At 51.4% G+C, this 15691-nt stretch carries 12 protein-coding genes, 1 pseudogene and 1 CRISPR repeat array (1 of these 14 cut by a window edge); of the genes and pseudogenes, 8 read left to right on the top strand and 5 right to left on the bottom strand.

Annotation, left to right across the window (positions count from 1 at the left end; genetic code table 11):
- Positions 1-2544: direct repeats of the CRISPR family, unit length 29 nt; unit sequence CCGTTCCCCGCAGGCGCGGGGATTAACCG (it extends 353 nt beyond the left edge of the window).
- Positions 2545-2574: 30 nt separating this feature from the next.
- Positions 2575-2763 carry a hypothetical protein gene (locus tag Q4526_RS05415; RefSeq protein WP_215975879.1) on the bottom strand — a complete coding sequence of 63 codons (189 nt, stop codon included), beginning with the start codon at positions 2761-2763 and terminating at the stop codon, positions 2575-2577.
- A gap of 256 nt (positions 2764-3019) precedes the next feature.
- Here Q4526_RS05415 and Q4526_RS05410 point away from each other — a divergent pair, with 256 nt between their 5' ends.
- The 5 genes from Q4526_RS05410 (at position 3020) to Q4526_RS05390 (ending at position 7864) form a co-directional block, all read left to right on the top strand.
- Positions 3020-3853: a LamG domain-containing protein gene (locus Q4526_RS05410; protein WP_215975878.1), complete on the top strand. Its 834-nt coding sequence runs from the start codon at positions 3020-3022 to the stop codon at positions 3851-3853.
- A gap of 267 nt (positions 3854-4120) precedes the next feature.
- The gene (locus tag Q4526_RS05405) at positions 4121-4819 is read left to right on the top strand and encodes a spondin domain-containing protein (RefSeq protein WP_215975877.1); all 699 of its coding nucleotides are present in this window, start codon (positions 4121-4123) and stop codon (positions 4817-4819) included.
- An 8-nt stretch (positions 4820-4827) separates the two neighbouring features.
- Positions 4828-5562 carry a spondin domain-containing protein gene (locus Q4526_RS05400; protein WP_215975876.1) on the top strand — a complete coding sequence of 245 codons (735 nt, stop codon included), beginning with the start codon at positions 4828-4830 and terminating at the stop codon, positions 5560-5562.
- 56 nt (positions 5563-5618) lie between these two features.
- Positions 5619-6386 carry a response regulator transcription factor gene (locus tag Q4526_RS05395; protein ID WP_215975875.1) on the top strand — a complete coding sequence of 256 codons (768 nt, stop codon included), beginning with the start codon at positions 5619-5621 and terminating at the stop codon, positions 6384-6386.
- Entirely contained in the window at positions 6383-7864 is a 1482-nt protein-coding gene (locus Q4526_RS05390) for a cell wall metabolism sensor histidine kinase WalK (RefSeq protein ID WP_215975874.1), read from the top strand. The genes Q4526_RS05395 and Q4526_RS05390 overlap by 4 nt, the downstream gene beginning before the upstream one ends.
- 137 nt (positions 7865-8001) lie before the next feature.
- Here the strand turns inward: Q4526_RS05390 and Q4526_RS05385 are convergent.
- The 3 genes and pseudogenes from Q4526_RS05385 to Q4526_RS05375 all read right to left on the bottom strand — a co-directional run.
- Positions 8002-8145 (bottom strand): annotated as a pseudogene (locus tag Q4526_RS05385) (peptidylprolyl isomerase); the annotation flags it as partial.
- A gap of 35 nt (positions 8146-8180) precedes the next feature.
- On the bottom strand, positions 8181-8711 hold the full coding sequence (locus tag Q4526_RS05380) for a TetR/AcrR family transcriptional regulator (protein ID WP_215975873.1): 531 nt from the start codon (positions 8709-8711) through the stop codon (positions 8181-8183).
- The gene (locus Q4526_RS05375; protein WP_215975872.1) at positions 8708-9082 is read right to left on the bottom strand and encodes a DUF6463 family protein; all 375 of its coding nucleotides are present in this window, start codon (positions 9080-9082) and stop codon (positions 8708-8710) included. The genes Q4526_RS05380 and Q4526_RS05375 overlap by 4 nt, the downstream gene beginning before the upstream one ends.
- An 850-nt stretch (positions 9083-9932) precedes the next feature.
- Here Q4526_RS05375 and Q4526_RS05370 point away from each other — a divergent pair.
- The 3 genes from Q4526_RS05370 to Q4526_RS05360 all read left to right on the top strand — a co-directional run bounded on the left by Q4526_RS05370 (position 9933) and on the right by Q4526_RS05360 (position 14995).
- Positions 9933-10472 (top strand): GNAT family N-acetyltransferase, encoded by a 540-nt coding sequence (locus tag Q4526_RS05370; protein ID WP_215975871.1) that lies wholly within the window; start codon positions 9933-9935, stop codon positions 10470-10472.
- Between the two features lie 58 nt (positions 10473-10530).
- A complete protein-coding gene (locus Q4526_RS05365; protein ID WP_303604432.1) occupies positions 10531-11094 on the top strand; it encodes a phage tail protein in 564 nt (187 codons plus the stop codon).
- Between the two features lie 100 nt (positions 11095-11194).
- A complete protein-coding gene (locus tag Q4526_RS05360; protein ID WP_303609549.1) occupies positions 11195-14995 on the top strand; it encodes a hypothetical protein in 3801 nt (1266 codons plus the stop codon).
- Positions 14996-15274: 279 nt separating this feature from the next.
- On the opposite strand, the gene Q4526_RS05355 is transcribed toward Q4526_RS05360, so the two are convergent.
- A complete protein-coding gene (locus Q4526_RS05355) occupies positions 15275-15556 on the bottom strand; it encodes a peptidylprolyl isomerase (RefSeq protein WP_215975869.1) in 282 nt (93 codons plus the stop codon).
- Positions 15557-15691: the final 135 nt, after the last annotated feature.

The raw sequence follows: 15691 nt of genomic DNA, 5'->3' as shown, positions 1-15691 counted from the left end.
GGATCCAGGGCCGCCGTTCCCCGCAGGCGCGGGGATTAACCGAGTGCGTTGATTGGGGCTGGAAGCGTCAGGACCCGTTCCCCGCAGGCGCGGGGATTAACCGAGAGGCATTCCCTCCGCTAGCATCAACCCATGCCCGTTCCCCGCAGGCGCGGGGATTAACCGCTCAGATTCAGCAGGCTTTGGAGTTGGCTCAGCCGTTCCCCGCAGGCGCGGGGATTAACCGCGACCGGAGACAGAAAAATGCAATTAACGCTGCCGTTCCCCGCAGGCGCGGGGATTAACCGGTGATTGTTCACGCGCTACCCAAGCTTTACGACCGTTCCCCGCAGGCGCGGGGATTAACCGGTATGAGTAACGCAAATCAAGTAGTTGAGCACCCGTTCCCCGCAGGCGCGGGGATTAACCGCCAAGGGCACTTTTCCCCATCGCCGGGCGAGCCCGTTCCCCGCAGGCGCGGGGATTAACCGCAGATGACTTCATTGACGATCCCGAAGCGGCCCCGTTCCCCGCAGGCGCGGGGATTAACCGGTTAAAATCGAGAATCTCGGTGGCGTTACAGGCCGTTCCCCGCAGGCGCGGGGATTAACCGCGTATAGCATGACCGACGAACAACTTGAGATTCCGTTCCCCGCAGGCGCGGGGATTAACCGCACCGCTAACCGTGGTCAGCACCGTGATAGCACCGTTCCCCGCAGGCGCGGGGATTAACCGTGTGACGCCTTTGAGCGCACAGCGGAAATCATCCGTTCCCCGCAGGCGCGGGGATTAACCGCTCGCACCGGAGCAATCACCGCGAGCATGTTCCCGTTCCCCGCAGGCGCGGGGATTAACCGATGAATTGGTGGAGGTGTTAGAAGAGCTTGCCCCGTTCCCCGCAGGCGCGGGGATTAACCGTGAGAAACACTACAAAAATGCCTTAGATGTGTCCGTTCCCCGCAGGCGCGGGGATTAACCGATGTGATCCGAGCGGGTGGGAGGCCCGCCTTTCCGTTCCCCGCAGGCGCGGGGATTAACCGGCCACTTAAACCACCTTCGGCCATGGCACCTGCCGTTCCCCGCAGGCGCGGGGATTAACCGATATTATCGCTAGACAGCCTAAAGAACTTTGTCCGTTCCCCGCAGGCGCGGGGATTAACCGCGCAGATGCGGGAGTGGTACATCAAGCTACTCCCGTTCCCCGCAGGCGCGGGGATTAACCGCGATCCGGTGAAACACCGGTTAAATTAGCCAGCCGTTCCCCGCAGGCGCGGGGATTAACCGTGGATCGTGTACGTCGCGGGCTCATCTGTTTGCCGTTCCCCGCAGGCGCGGGGATTAACCGCATAAAGAAGGCGACTAGAACAACGATCAGAACCGTTCCCCGCAGGCGCGGGGATTAACCGAACGTTCAGGCGCTGTATATTGTTGTGATGATCCGTTCCCCGCAGGCGCGGGGATTAACCGAGATACCCAAAAGCCGGGCACGGGTAATACTGCCGTTCCCCGCAGGCGCGGGGATTAACCGGGTGGCTTCTCTGTTATCACCACCGATCTTATCCGTTCCCCGCAGGCGCGGGGATTAACCGAGTTTGAAGCCGTGGCGGCTCGCGAAAAAGACCCGTTCCCCGCAGGCGCGGGGATTAACCGCGTACGGCCTCGCTCACAATAACAGCGCCTATCCGTTCCCCGCAGGCGCGGGGATTAACCGGAGAGATTGAAACTCGAGTTATTGCCGCTCATCCGTTCCCCGCAGGCGCGGGGATTAACCGCGTAGACGGCAGACAAACCGAGGGCGTCGAAGCCGTTCCCCGCAGGCGCGGGGATTAACCGTTTGTTTGCAGGGTTCGACTCTGGATCATCTACCGTTCCCCGCAGGCGCGGGGATTAACCGTTACCCGCCCCGGCATTCCTTAGCGGCTTTCACCGTTCCCCGCAGGCGCGGGGATTAACCGTCTGCCGCCCCGGCTGGCTGGCCCTGTATTTGCCGTTCCCCGCAGGCGCGGGGATTAACCGGTCAGATTCCAACTGAGGGTCAAGCTCAGGCGCCGTTCCCCGCAGGCGCGGGGATTAACCGGTTTTGTATATCTCTTGCGGCTTTTGGGTTGTCCGTTCCCCGCAGGCGCGGGGATTAACCGCCGTCATTGAGGCCTCGGGCGGTTTCGACCAGCCGTTCCCCGCAGGCGCGGGGATTAACCGGTTTGGGAAATGGCCTACTTCCTCCCACCGTGCCGTTCCCCGCAGGCGCGGGGATTAACCGCATTTAATCGGGCATTACGGGATTTAAAAACGCCGTTCCCCGCAGGCGCGGGGATTAACCGGATAGCCACATAGGTTGAGGGGGTAGTTATTGCCGTTCCCCGCAGGCGCGGGGATTAACCGCACGCCAAACAGCGCGGATATAAGCTGGACCGCCGTTCCCCGCAGGCGCGGGGATTAACCGGGGCGTCAGTAATAGCGAGTTGCATTTCATCACCGTTCCCCGCAGGCACGGGGATTAACCGCTACAGCATTCAGCCGAAACGCGACCAGCTAACCGTTCCCCGCAGGCGCGAGTGAATTAAATGGTGTCAGATGAAACTTTTGGCGCAGGGATCAGGATTCTATCGCCGGTCGCTCCTGTTTTGCAGGGCGAGTTCTTTGGCCTGTCAGTTGTTCGACTTCGTCTTTAAAGCGATCATTGCCTAGTACCAATCTTTTATTCACTGATTGTCGGATTTTATCGGTCAGCTCAGAATCTACATGATGACGAATTAATTGTGGCTCTAAATAACACTTCCACATACGCGCTCAAAATTGCTCACGTACAATACACTGGAGTCGCTCCTTGCCAAGCCGAAAAATAGAGTTCAATCACAACAGGTCGCTTGTGTTTGGCGCCTAAATGCTATGTTGGATAAAAACTAGCGTTTAACGGGGATTGCGAATAACATAAAGCTGGGTGGTTTCATAGTTTTCGCCTACTGTCCCCGGTTTGCACTGTATTAGGGTGTTATGTGGAATCGGAATATGTTGGGAAATATATTAGGGAGATTAGGCCATGAAAAATACCACCTTACTCATGTTTGTGCTGTTGTTTAGTGTATTAATAAGCGGCTGTGGTGGCGGATCAGATTCGTCAGCTTCGTCGTCCAGTGTAACCTCATCAGTTTCTAGCTCTAGCAGCGAAGCATCTTCTGAGTCTAGCGTTAGTTCCAGTTCCAGTTCAAGTTCCAGTTCAAGTTCAAGTTCAAGTTCAAGTTCAAGTTCTGCAGAAACTGTTCCCGCCCCTGTAGCTGATGGCTTTATGCTGCTGGAGGGCGTTAACGATGATTACATTGAGATCCCTCATCATGCCGATCTAAACCCCACCGAAGGCATTACGATCGAAGGTTGGATCAGGGTAGATTCCTTTGACGTAAGTTGCGCCAACATTATCGGAAAACAATGGACCTCGAGCTACTGGCTAGGTGTTTGTACCAAATTTCGCTTTTATCCTGGCGATGCAATCAACGTTGATGCCTCGTTTGGTTTTGAGCTGGATAAGTGGACTCACTGGGCGGTAACGTCGGACAATAGTATTGTACGTTTCTATCTCAATGGTGCGCTAATGGATGAAGTTGAAGCCCCGGGGGACTTGATAGCCAATGACCTTGCGTTGCGGATTGGCAGCGATGTAGATTTTGGGGATAACGTTGGGTTTATTGCGTTATCTGAGATTCGTTTGTGGGGGCTGGTCCGTTCAGAGGTGCAGATAGCCGCCGCCTGGGATCTTGCCATAACCGAACCTCAAGAAGGGCTTATAGCCGTTTGGCCACTCAATGAAGATGGCCGCGACGCTCTGGGCAACCATCATGGCACTGTTATGGGGGCGCCAGTTTTCATGACTCCTTAGACTTGCAGGGCCCGCCGTGGTTGCGGGCCCGTTTTACTGCAATTAAATGGGGTCAGGAAGAATGGCCACCCCAAAAAGCTTAAGTAAGTGCCATTCTCATCTGACCCCAATTCCCCAATTCCCCAATTCCCCAATTCCCCAATTTCAATTTGACTTAAAAAATGAACTTCTTGTGATACTTTCGTGAGGAATCCCCCAATGGCTACAGGACACAATGGTGACTCGTTGATTCAGTCGTTTATCTAACGATGCTAAGGGAGAGTCCTAATGAAAGTGTTAACTTCAATTATTACAGGTGCTTTGTTGAGCGCTAGCGGTGCTCAGGCAGCCGAATATACTATCGACATTCAAAACCTTACCCGCGGTTCAGTTTTTGCCCCTTTGGTGGTGGCTGCTCATTCTGGTAGTGACTCTTTGTTTATGGTCGGGGAGTCGGCCTCTACCGCTGTGCAGGCTATGGCCGAAGGTGGAGACATTAGTGGTTTGGTGACTTCATTAGAGTCGGTGGGCGCGACTATTTCTAACAATCCGGCTGAAGGGCTTTTAATGGCGGGTGATAGTGTGGAGGTGGTGCTGAATACCGACTCTACCGCTAATACTTATTTGTCATTAGCGGGGATGATTGTACCGTCTAACGACGGTTTTGTTGGTTTGAATTCACTAATGTTGCCGACTGAAACAGGCGTTTATCATTATACGCTCAACGCGTATGACGCGGGCACCGAGGCGAATGATGAATTGCGTGGCAGTGGTGCGCCAGGGGAGCCGGGCTTGCCGGTACCACCGCCATTGGAAGAAATGGTTGGTCATAACGCAACCGGTGTGGAGGCTAATGCAGAGGAGTTCGTTCACATCCACCGTGGGGTATTAGGGGATACAAATGCCGAAGGCGGATCAAGTGATCTTGACGCTGGTGTGCATCGCTGGTTAAACCCTGTTGCTCACCTCACCATTACGGTTCAGTAGGGGGCGTCATGAAATCCTTTATATTTAAAGCACAACTTATGGCCGTGGCGGTTTTGTTATCGGCCTGTGGTAGTGATGATGATTCGCAGCCCGAAGCGACACTGACTCACTATACTTTTGAAGTGGATGTCACCAATATGACGGCGGCACAACCACTATCGCCGGTTGCGGTGATGTCTCACGGCCCGGAGCTTGAGCTGCTGACGGTGGGTAGCACTGCCTCGACCGAGCTTGAGGTTCTTGCCGAAGGTGGAGACAATTCTCAACTGCTGGCTATGGCTGCAGAGCATCAGACGACCCTTGCGACTATGAGCGGTGAAGGTGTTCTCACCCCGGGTACCACTGAGAGTGTTACGCTGGAGTTTGAGCGTCCAGACAGCGATGATGAGCTCGACATGCAAGTGTCTGTAGTGAGCATGCTAGTTAATACCAACGATGCTGTCACCGCGATCAATGGTCAGTCTATTGCGAGCTTAAACGTGGGCGAGAGCGTAACATTCACAGGTTTGAGCTATGATGCAGGGACGGAGGCTAATACGGAGCACGCCGATCATATCCCTGGTCCCGCTGCGGCCGGAGGAATGCAAGAGGGCTTCAGCGAAGTGCGCGACGACTTTGTAAATCAGGTTCTGATGCACAGTGGTGTGATTACTGCCGCTGACGGGTTGGAAACGTCAGTGTTACAGGCAGAGCACCGCTGGGATAATCCGGTTATGCTCGTTAAAGTGTCTCGTATTGAGTAACACTGATATAACTTATAGGCTCGGCACTGTGTGCCGGGCCGACACCCGGAGTTTTAATGTCAAATCGCATTCATTTGGCCCACGTGAACCACGCCCTCCCAAAACACCGCAAAAAAAGACGCTTTTTGGTCGTGGAAGATGAGCAGGATTTAGCTGAGTTAATTCGACTGCATTTAAAAGAGCTTGATGCTGAAGTCGAAATTTGTGGTCGTGGCGATGAAGCGCTGACGTTGATTGCAAGTCAAACCTGGGATGTTGTGGTTCTGGATTTAATGCTGCCTGGTGTGGATGGGTTAGATATTTGTCGCTCGATCCGAGCCGATGGTAACAATGTCCCCGTGCTTATGCTTACCTCTCGTTCGACGGAATTGGATCGAGTTCTTGGTTTAGAGTTAGGGGCTGATGACTACCTAACAAAGCCGTTCAGTACGCTGGAATTGATGGCAAGAGTTAAAGCATTGCTGCGCCGCTCAGAGTTGGTTGTAGACGATGGCGCAGGTCAATATTTAGAAATACGCAATTTAACGCTCGACAAAATCTCCCGCGAAGTATCGATTGGCGGTAAGGCGCTTGACCTTACGGCTAAAGAGTTTGATTTGCTTTGGTACTTTGCTGAAAATCCAGGCCGTGTTTTCCGGCGCACTGAATTGCTGGATCATGTATGGGGGTACGGTCACGAAGGTTACGAGCATACTGTGAACAGTCATATAAACCGGTTGCGCAGCAAGCTGGAAAAAGTAGATCCGGACTATGTGTTTATTAAAACAGTGTGGGGTGTGGGTTACAAATTTTGCTCGGCCGACGAACTGGACAATCTATCGTGAAGATAACATTTACATCGCTCAATGCTCGCCTATCGTTTGTTCTTCTACTTTTGTTTGTGGTGATTTGTGTCGGTTATCTGGTACTAGTCAATTGGAGCACAAACCGCTACTACCAAGAAGTCACACAAAATCTCAACAAAAGCTTGGGAATGTATATTGCCGGGAGAAGCCCGCTTATTGTCGATGGAGCCGTCAATCGTAAAGCCATGAACGAGCTTGCTGATTTAGTTATGGTGGTGAATCCTATTGTTGAAGTGTACTTGCTGGATCGAGATGGGCAGATTATCTCGCACGCGGTGGAAGAGTCTGAAGTAAACCATAAAATTGTCGATGTGGCGCCTATAGATGCGTGGTTAAACACGAATAATCCCGCCGCCGTGTTTGGTACAAACCCGAGAAGCGGAAAGCGGGATGTGGTGTTCTCCGCGTGGCCCGTCGACGATAACGGCCAGAAAGCAGGTTATTTATATGTGGTTTTAGGTGGAGAAAAATATCAAAAAATGCGGGATTCTCTGGGAGATAGTTATGTCTACCGGTTGAGTGCGGCAGGGCTGTTGGCGATAAGTCTATTTGCTTTGATAACAGCGATAATATTCTTCTCTTTTATGACCAAACCATTAAGACGATTAGCCCACGACATGCAAAAATTTCAGCGCGAAATCCTGCAAGATGATATCGATAAAGGCTCTCAGTCTGGAAACGAAATTTGGGTAATTCAACAGTCTTTTTCTCAAATGCAGCAGCGCATTATCGAGCAAATAGAAGCCTTGTCTAAAACCGATAACCTCCGGCGTGAACTGGTGTCGAATGTGTCACATGATTTACGCACTCCTTTGGCTTCTATGCAGGGTTATCTGGAAACCTTGCTTGTGCGCAAGAATACATTGTCTGAGCAAGATCGTGAGAAATACCTGAAGGTAGCCTTTAGCCATAGCAAACGGTTAACCCGTTTAGTGCAAGATTTGTTTGAGCTCGGGAAGTTGGATGCAGGAAAAACTGAGATTGTGAAAGAGGATTTTTCACTGACCGAATTGTTGCAGGATATTATTCAAAAGTACGAACTTAAAGCCGAAAAAAAACAAATCAGTTTGCGCGCCCAACTTCCTAACCAAGCCAATGTGGTCAATGCAGACATTGGGTTGATCGAGCGTGTGTTAGAAAATCTAATCGACAACGCTTTAAACTATACCCCATCAGGGGGGCGAGTCGATATTGCAATAGGCGATAGCCCCGATGGTGTGAAAGTTGAGGTGGCCGACAATGGCGTGGGTATGCCCTCTTGTGATATTCCCAAAATATTTGACCGCTACTTTCGCAGTCGCCATACCTTAATGGGCTCTGAAAAGGGTACCGGACTGGGCCTGGCTATTGTGAAGCGTATTTTAGATTTGCATCAATGCCGTATATCTGTGGTATCCACAGAAGGTGAAGGCGCCAGTTTTAGTTTTAATCTGCCCGAAGCCAAGCGAGCCGGCTGAGCCCACAGCTGGGTTGGAGGGAGTGTCAGTCTAGCCTGGCCCCAGTGTTTGGGTGGCTATTTTATGGGAAACGGGTGACTGAGCTCGATGCCCCACGACCGATTCGAATCTAAGTCGGACGCGGGGCTAAACATCAGTTAGTCCTGACGCTCAGTGACTTCCAGCAGATGGTAACCAAACTGGGTTTTCACCGGCCCCTGTACTTCGTTAACCGGCGCGCTGAATACCACTTTGTAGAACTCGGCAACCATTTGGCCGGGGCCGAAGGCCAAATGGTTGCCTACACATTTCCCATCCCCGCGATAGTCAGCTCGAGCTACACTTTTAAAAACGTCTCCATCAAAAGTTTATCCATGTTTTCCCACTCGGTGTCGGTGACTAATCCGGGTAGCTGCTGCACACCGACAAAATGGGAATAAATTAGCTTGGCGACTAGGTTGGCGTCGTGCTCGTTGGATAAGCGCGGAGCAATCAAGCGTTCAAGGTAATGGGTGCGGGCCAAGTCCACCGTTGCGACCTCCTGGGCCACAGCCGCGTCTTGCTGGGCCCAGGTGCGCATGGCATTTTCCACGCCTGCGTCAGCGCTTCGCGCCAACTCACTGAGCACTTGCGAACGCTGCTGTGGATCGACGGCCTCTGTGGTGGCAATCAGCTGTTCGGTGTTTTGCTCGCGCCAATAGGCTATCAAGGCGCTTTGGTAGCCCTCTCGGTTGCCAAAGTGGTGATAGTAGGAGCCTTTGGTGACCTGCAGCACACGGCACAGTTGCTCGATAGTCAGTGCGCGCGGGCCTGCGACTTTTAGTAAAGTCAGGCCCGCCTCCAGCCAATCGGTTTTATGTAGCCTCACGCTTCGCGCCTGTCCAGCAATACGATCAGACCTTGTACGATCACTAACCAAGCCCCTGATGCCGGCAGCATTAGCGCCACCCAGGCACCGATCAGCACCATACCCCAGCCCATGGCTATTGGCAGAGGACGGCGGATTTGCTTGAGCCACTGCTGCATAAGGTAACCCATTAGCATCCAGAAAAAGCCAAGCACCAAAAACCAAACAATAGCGCTGCGCGCAAAATCAATCTCTCCGCCGCGCTCTACCGCGTTCCACCAACCTGCACTGTGTATACCTTTGAGAATCGGCCAGCCCATTACCAGGCCGATGGTGTTGTGAATTATCCCCGTGGCCAGTAAATACCAGCCACTATATTGAGCCACCTTCATGTCAATCCCTCAGTTTTTAAAGTAATACCATACTGTATGGTATTGTTTGTGTTGAAGCAACTGTTCTTACCTTTTGTTATTGTGAGTAGGTGTGGCGGGGCAGGTTAGATGAAAATTTTGGCGTGAAAATAATTATTTAAATTCCGACGTCCTTGTTTGCGGGTCGAGCTCTTTGGTCTGGCCACTGTTCGGCTTCGTCTTTTAGGCAGTCATAGCCCAATGCCAATATCTTTTTTACTGATTGTCGGGTGTCATCGATGAACTCAGAATCCACGCGATGACGACATAAAGTTCGGTGTCGAAGCTGTCTAGCACTCGCATTTTTACCTAGCGAAAATATTCAGCATGAGGTGAGCAAGCAAGGGGTTTCTTAGCGGCCTGCTATGCCCGGTGTGATTCCCAAAGTCCGTATTTATATTTTCCCGAGCAGGTTTTAACTTTGTATTCAATTTGAATACAAGCTTTAGCGAATTTCTGTGCCAAAATTTTTTGAAGAATACGGACTTTAAGGGTGAGGCAGAAAAAGCAGTGCCGCGTGCAGTGAGCCGGTTGAATTCTCGTCCGAGAAAGGGAGCTATAAATCTGGCCCACTGAATGACCTAAGGCATCGCTAAACTAGCAGCGCAGACTACAATGCGCTTCGCGGTTGAATCCGCGAAATAATCAAACAGGTCGTTAGAGATGGGCAAGTAGAGGTGAAAAACTAATGGCGCCAACCTCAACATTCGGATATTGAATAATTGTATCTGAGTATAATTCAAATTAGATATAGCTATATTATTGCAATAGGGTCTTTTCGTGTGTTCTCATTCGCATGTATATCCGCTATATGTATGGGTCTTAAGCACAAATGAATCTTTTGGTTATGGAGGACTTTTCAGATCTTGAACTTCATACTTCTCTATACATAACCCTACGCCGAGTTATAAAAGCCGATAGTGAATTTTTAGAAACATTATTTTTATCGGCTCGGCCTCATTTGCAAGCGTTACCACTACCTAGCATCTCAAAAGCTATTTTGATAAAACAACAATGGTTAATGAAGGAGGCCAGCTTTGCTAAGCAGTGGCCTAGTTATAGTTCTTGGGTTATTTGTAGCGATGCACGACCGATAGGTGTTATTTCAATCGATGTAAATAAAACGTCTTTCCATATTTTAGAGGTTTGTATTGATCCTGAATTTCAAGGGCAAGGAGTTGGTACCTCTATTATTAATGCGCTGAAGTTGAAGGCTGAAACCTGCGGCTTGGCGATTAGTTTGTCGGTTGATAAAAATAATATTGCGGCACTGTGCTGGTATAAAAAAGGTGAGTTTATCGTGTGTGGAGAAACGAGCACACACCTGTCATTACTTTGGAATAGTGAATCGATAAAAAATTCAGTTGTTTGAACAAGGATTATGGATAGTGTCACAACTAAATGCTAAAAACCTACTAGGAGTAGTAATCATGGAACCATTTCTCGGTGAGATCCGTACCGTTGGCTTTAATTTCGCGCCCCGTGGCTGGGAGCTTTGTGCTGGTCAACTGATACCTATATCGAACAATAGTGCATTATTCTCATTACTTGGGACCACCTATGGTGGAGATGGCCGCACGTCTTTTGCCTTGCCTGATTTGCGTAGTCGCAGCATTGTTGGCTTTGGGCACGGCCCCGGGCTAAGCAATACGAGTTGGGGCGAAAAAGGCGGAGCAGAGCAAAGAAACATCAGTGTTGCAAATCTTCCCCCTCATTCTTCGTCCGTAAACTTAGAGGTTGCAATACCGGCGACCACTAATAGCGAAAATCTTTCCTCCGAACCTGATAAAACTAAGCACCTAGGCCCCGCACAAGATGGCGGTCGGGCTGCCGAGCTGTATTCTGAAGAGGCTGTCGATACCACGTTAGCTCCATTTCCCGTGACTGGATCCACCAGCTCAATTGGGGGGGGGTACCCCCTTGAAACCCGCGACCCTTATTTGGGTATTTATTATGTAATAGCAATGCAAGGCATTTTCCCCTCTCGTAACTAACCAATATTCTGTGTGCACGGCTCGCTAGGTCTTCCTAGCGGGTCAGTATCGACATACCTAAAATGGAAGAAAAGGCGCAAAGCGCGAATAAGGAAACCGCATGCTAGGGCAATTTTTATATCTGCGATTAGTCACTACCCGTTTATCTAAACGGTTTGTTCACAGCCTAGGTTTGGCTTGCTTGGCTTTAATATTTAGCCTGATAGGCCAGAATGCGCATGCGGTAGCCTTTACTGAGAATTTTGATGTCGACCCAACGGGTGGCGGCGGTATTGTGACCACTTTCACAACCAATAATGGTGGCGCAACTTTTACGTATACCTTCACGGGTGATGGTGATGGCGGCGATATGAACTGGGATGGCGGTGAGGAAGACATTAACCTTCTCTCAGTATTTCCCAACAGCAGTCCGACGCCTGAGCGGGTGACCATTACTCGCGCAGGTAGTAATGAATTTTTATTTAATAGCATCGAAATAGATAATGAATTTGGCGTGGAGACAGTCACCGTTGAGGGTTATAACGGTGGGATTGCGCAGGGATCATCCCAGAGTGTTACTGTGGGGGCATCGCCACAAACCCTAAACTTTGGCGGCCTTACAGTTGATGAAATTAGAATAACGTCTACCGATTTTGACAACGTCCACTTTGATGCCTTTAGCGGTAACACCACAGTTGCCGCTAACACCCCTCCCACCGCAAGTTCATTTACAGCGGCGAATGGCCCGTATGAAGATGCCACTTACACTTTTGCCACGGCCAATTTTGGTTACAGTGACGGCGATGGTGACTCATTGTCGCACTTGCTTATTGAGGCGCTACCGGCTGCTGGCACACTTTATGTTGATGCCAATTCGAGCGACACCTATAACGCTGGCGAGGAGCTTTCTGTTTCTGATCAGGTCAGCTTGGCTAATCTAAACGCCGGTCATTTACAGTACGTTCAGTCAGGCTCGACCGATACCAGCTTCCAGTTTGAAGTAAACGATGGCACCGATACCAGTACGGGCAACTATGTGGCTACGCTGAATATGACCCCAGTCCCGACCGTTTCCATAGCGGTATCCCCAACCAGTCGGGTAGAATCCAACACCACAGCCAATGTTATTACCGCGACTTTATCCGGCAGCTATGTGGCTAATACGGTGGTTAATTTGGGTTTTACCGGTACTGCTACCGGTGCGGATTACACGGTATCATCGAGCACCATAACCATAGCCGCAGGCTCAACCACCGGCACCGCAAATATCACTAATGTTAATGATGGTGCCCAAGAAGGTAATGAAACGGTGGTGGTTGATATTACAAGTGTCACCAACGGCGTAGAAAATGGTATTCAGCAAATAACTTATACGATTGTTGATGATGACTTCCCCCCTTCGGGTTATAGCGTGGCCTTGGATCAGGCCAGTATTAATAGTATTAATGAAACCGCTGTCAGTTTTACGTTTGCCGGCGCAGAGATAGGCGCGACTTATAACTATACCCTCAGCAGCGACGGTGGCGGCTCTAACGTGACGGGCTCGGGGACCATTACCACCGCTACCGATCAAATTACAGGTATCGATGTGAGCGGGCTGGGTGATGGCACTTTAACTTTATCCGCCACGCTCACCAATGTTGCGGGTGCAGGTGCAGCCGCCACCGATACCGTGAGCAAAGATGCCACAACGCCCAGCGGGCACTCAGTGACTTTTGACCAAGCCTCTGTGACGCAGGCCAACGAAACAGGTATTAGCTTTACCTTTGCCGGAGCTGAGGTGGGTGCGAATTATAGCTACACTATTAGCAGTGATGGCGGCGGTGCCAATGTGACCGGCTCTGGCACCTTGGCGAGTGCGACCGCGCAAGTAAGCTCGCTGGATGTTAGCGGTTTAGGTGACGGCACGCTGACACTGTCGGTCGTATTGACCGATACGGCAGGCAATGCTGCCACGGCAATCACCGATACCGTGAGTAAGGCGACTACACCACCCAGTGGTTATTCCGTGGCCATGGATCAGGCCAGTATTAGTAGTGCCAATGAAACCGCTGTTAGCTTTACGTTTGCCGCCGCACAGGTAGGAGCGACTTATAACTATACCCTCAGCAGCGACGGTGGCGGCTCGAACGTGACAGGCTCAGGGACCATTACAACCGCCACCGATCAAATTACAGGTATCGATGTGAGTGGGCTGGGTGACGGCACCTTAACTTTATCCGCTACGCTCACCAATACTGTGGGAACAGGTGTGGCCGCCACCGATACCGTGAGCAAGGATGCCACATCACCCAGTGGGCACTCAGTGACTTTTGATCAAGCTTCGGTGACGCCGGCCAACGAGACAGGCATCAGCTTTACTTTTGCCGGAGCCGAGGTGGGTGCGGATTATAGCTACACCATCAGCAGTGATGGCGGCGGTGCCAATGTGACCGGCTCTGGCACCTTGGCGAGTGCAAGCGCGCAAGTAAGCTCGCTGGATGTTAGCGGTTTAGCTGATGGCACGCTGACGCTGTCAGTCGTATTGACCGATACGGCGGGCAATGCCGCTGCGGCGGTAACCGATACGCTAGCGAAGGATGTGCAAGTACCAACCGGCTATAGCGTGAGTTTTGACCAAGCGTACATTAACGCCACTAACGAAGCCGCTGCCAGTTTTACTTTTGCGGGGGCCGAAGTCGGTACCACTTACCAATTCACCATTAGCAGCGATGGGGGGGGCGCTAACGCCACTGGCAGCGGCACGATTGCAACCGCTACCGATCAACATACCGGGTTGGATCTAAGCGGCCTGAGTGACGGCACCTTAACCTTGTCCGTTACCTTGACTGATTCCAACAGCAATACCGGTGTCGCTACAACCGATACCGTAACTAAAGATGTGATAGCGCCATCGGGTTACAGCGTCAGTATTGATTTGTTGGGCGAGGCACAAATTAATGTCACCAATGAATCCGTGATTGAGTTTATGGGCACAGGTTTGGACGTGGGCACCACGCTCAACTATGCGTTTACCAGTGATGGCGGAGGGGCGCCTGTGACAGGAACCGAAACGGTAAGCGCCGCCTCAGAGCAATTTGATAATGCGGGAGCAGGGTTTGATCTCAGTGGGCTAACCGACGGTACCATCACCTTAACCGTCACTCTGGAAGATGCGGCGGGGAATGTTGGTACTGATGCGACCGATACGCAAACCAAAGATGCAGGCCCCCCGACGGGTTACACTGTTAGCTGGGATGAGGCGTTAATCAGCGCGACAGAGGCTACCGCAGCCCCCTTTACCGTTAGCAACGCAGAAATTAGTGCGACCATTGACTACAGCATTAGTAGTTCGGGCGACGGCAATACCGCCACCGTAACCGGTAGCCTCGTCGCGACCAATGCAACACAAGTATTGAGCGCGGATATCAGCTCGCTGACTGATGGCGTACTGACCGTTGAAGTAACACTGACAGATGCAAGCAGCAACTCGGGCGCGCCGGTATCCGACAACTCAGCCAGTTTAGAGACCACTGTGCCTTCTGGTTACTCAGTAACAATTGATCAGGCAGTGCTTGAGGCGATTAATATTTATGCCGTGAGCTTTACCTTTGCCGGTGCCGAGGTTGGGGCTACTTATCAATATACATTCAGCAGTACCGGTGGTGGTGCCAATGTGACTGGCAGTGGTGTAGTTGCCACAGCCACTGATCAAATCACAGGTATTAATCTAAGTACCATGGCCCCCGGCACTATTACGTTGTCGGTTACACTGGAAGATGCCGCTGGTAACCTTGGCGCTGCTGCCACGGCATCGCGGGTACTGGCAAGTAGTGCACTGGGCCCTACCCACTTACCGGTAATGGGATGGCAAGCTCTGTTACTGATGTGTCTGGCGCTCATGTTCACAGGCTTTATCTCGCTGCGATACAGGGCTGGTTAAACTTGCCTGTGGTATAAAAATAAAAAAGGCTTAGCTTGGGAGACCGGGCTAAGCCTTTTTAAGTGTAAAGAGTCGCCAAGCCAAGCGTGTGCTGGCGGCTGTGCTTTTGGATGGTTTCGGGATATCTACCAATCGGCACTCTTTTAACTTACAGCGTCACTTAAATTAGCGGCCTAAGTAATTTTAGTTTGGACAGGTTGGGGAGAGGAGGGGTTGCAGTTGCCGTTTATTTCCCTCCACGGTCAGTGTAGATTCGGCCGTGGAGGTTCTAACTCTTAGTTAGTCCTGACGCTCAGTGACTTCCAGCAGGTGGTAACCAAACTGGGTTTTCACCGGCCCCTGTACTTCGTTAACAGGCGCGCTGAATACCACTTTGTCGAACTCGGCAACCATTTGGCCGGGGCCAAAGGTGCCCAGGTCGCCGCCGTTGCGGCCTGAAGGGCAGCTGGAGTGATCTTGCGCCAGCTTGGCGAAGTCTTCACCGGCTTCGATTTTGGCTTTGAGTTCGTTACAGGTGGCTTCGTTGTCGACCAGAATGTGACGTGCTGCTGCTTGAGGCATAATTGTCTCTCTTTCTATGGGGTTCATTGAGACGCGTACGATAATCGGTATCGCGCCTCAAATCCAGCCTGACAAGGGGTGGAGCCTTTGTATCTGGCCATGAAGCGCTACTTTTAACATCCAACATCCAACATC

It is taken from the genome of Gilvimarinus sp. 2_MG-2023 (genome assembly GCF_030547685.1).
Lineage (GTDB): Bacteria > Pseudomonadota > Gammaproteobacteria > Pseudomonadales > Cellvibrionaceae > Gilvimarinus.
Note: the sequence above shows the minus strand (reverse complement) of the source record. Positions and strands in the feature narration are given on the sequence as shown.

What these genes read in the sequence shown, in the direction of transcription:
- Q4526_RS05415 (WP_215975879.1), bottom strand. Translation starts at nt 2,763, where the DNA reads ATGTGGAAGTGTTATTTAGAGCCACAATTAATTCGTCATCATGTAGAT.
- Q4526_RS05410 (WP_215975878.1), top strand. Translation starts at nt 3,020, where the DNA reads ATGAAAAATACCACCTTACTCATGTTTGTGCTGTTGTTTAGTGTATTA.
- Q4526_RS05405 (WP_215975877.1), top strand. Translation starts at nt 4,121, where the DNA reads ATGAAAGTGTTAACTTCAATTATTACAGGTGCTTTGTTGAGCGCTAGC.
- Q4526_RS05400 (WP_215975876.1), top strand. Translation starts at nt 4,828, where the DNA reads ATGAAATCCTTTATATTTAAAGCACAACTTATGGCCGTGGCGGTTTTG.
- Q4526_RS05395 (WP_215975875.1), top strand. Translation starts at nt 5,619, where the DNA reads ATGTCAAATCGCATTCATTTGGCCCACGTGAACCACGCCCTCCCAAAA.
- Q4526_RS05375 (WP_215975872.1), bottom strand. Translation starts at nt 9,082, where the DNA reads ATGAAGGTGGCTCAATATAGTGGCTGGTATTTACTGGCCACGGGGATA.
- Q4526_RS05370 (WP_215975871.1), top strand. Translation starts at nt 9,933, where the DNA reads ATGAATCTTTTGGTTATGGAGGACTTTTCAGATCTTGAACTTCATACT.
- Q4526_RS05365 (WP_303604432.1), top strand. Translation starts at nt 10,531, where the DNA reads ATGGAACCATTTCTCGGTGAGATCCGTACCGTTGGCTTTAATTTCGCG.
- Q4526_RS05360 (WP_303609549.1), top strand. Translation starts at nt 11,195, where the DNA reads ATGCTAGGGCAATTTTTATATCTGCGATTAGTCACTACCCGTTTATCT.
- Q4526_RS05355 (WP_215975869.1), bottom strand. Translation starts at nt 15,556, where the DNA reads ATGCCTCAAGCAGCAGCACGTCACATTCTGGTCGACAACGAAGCCACC.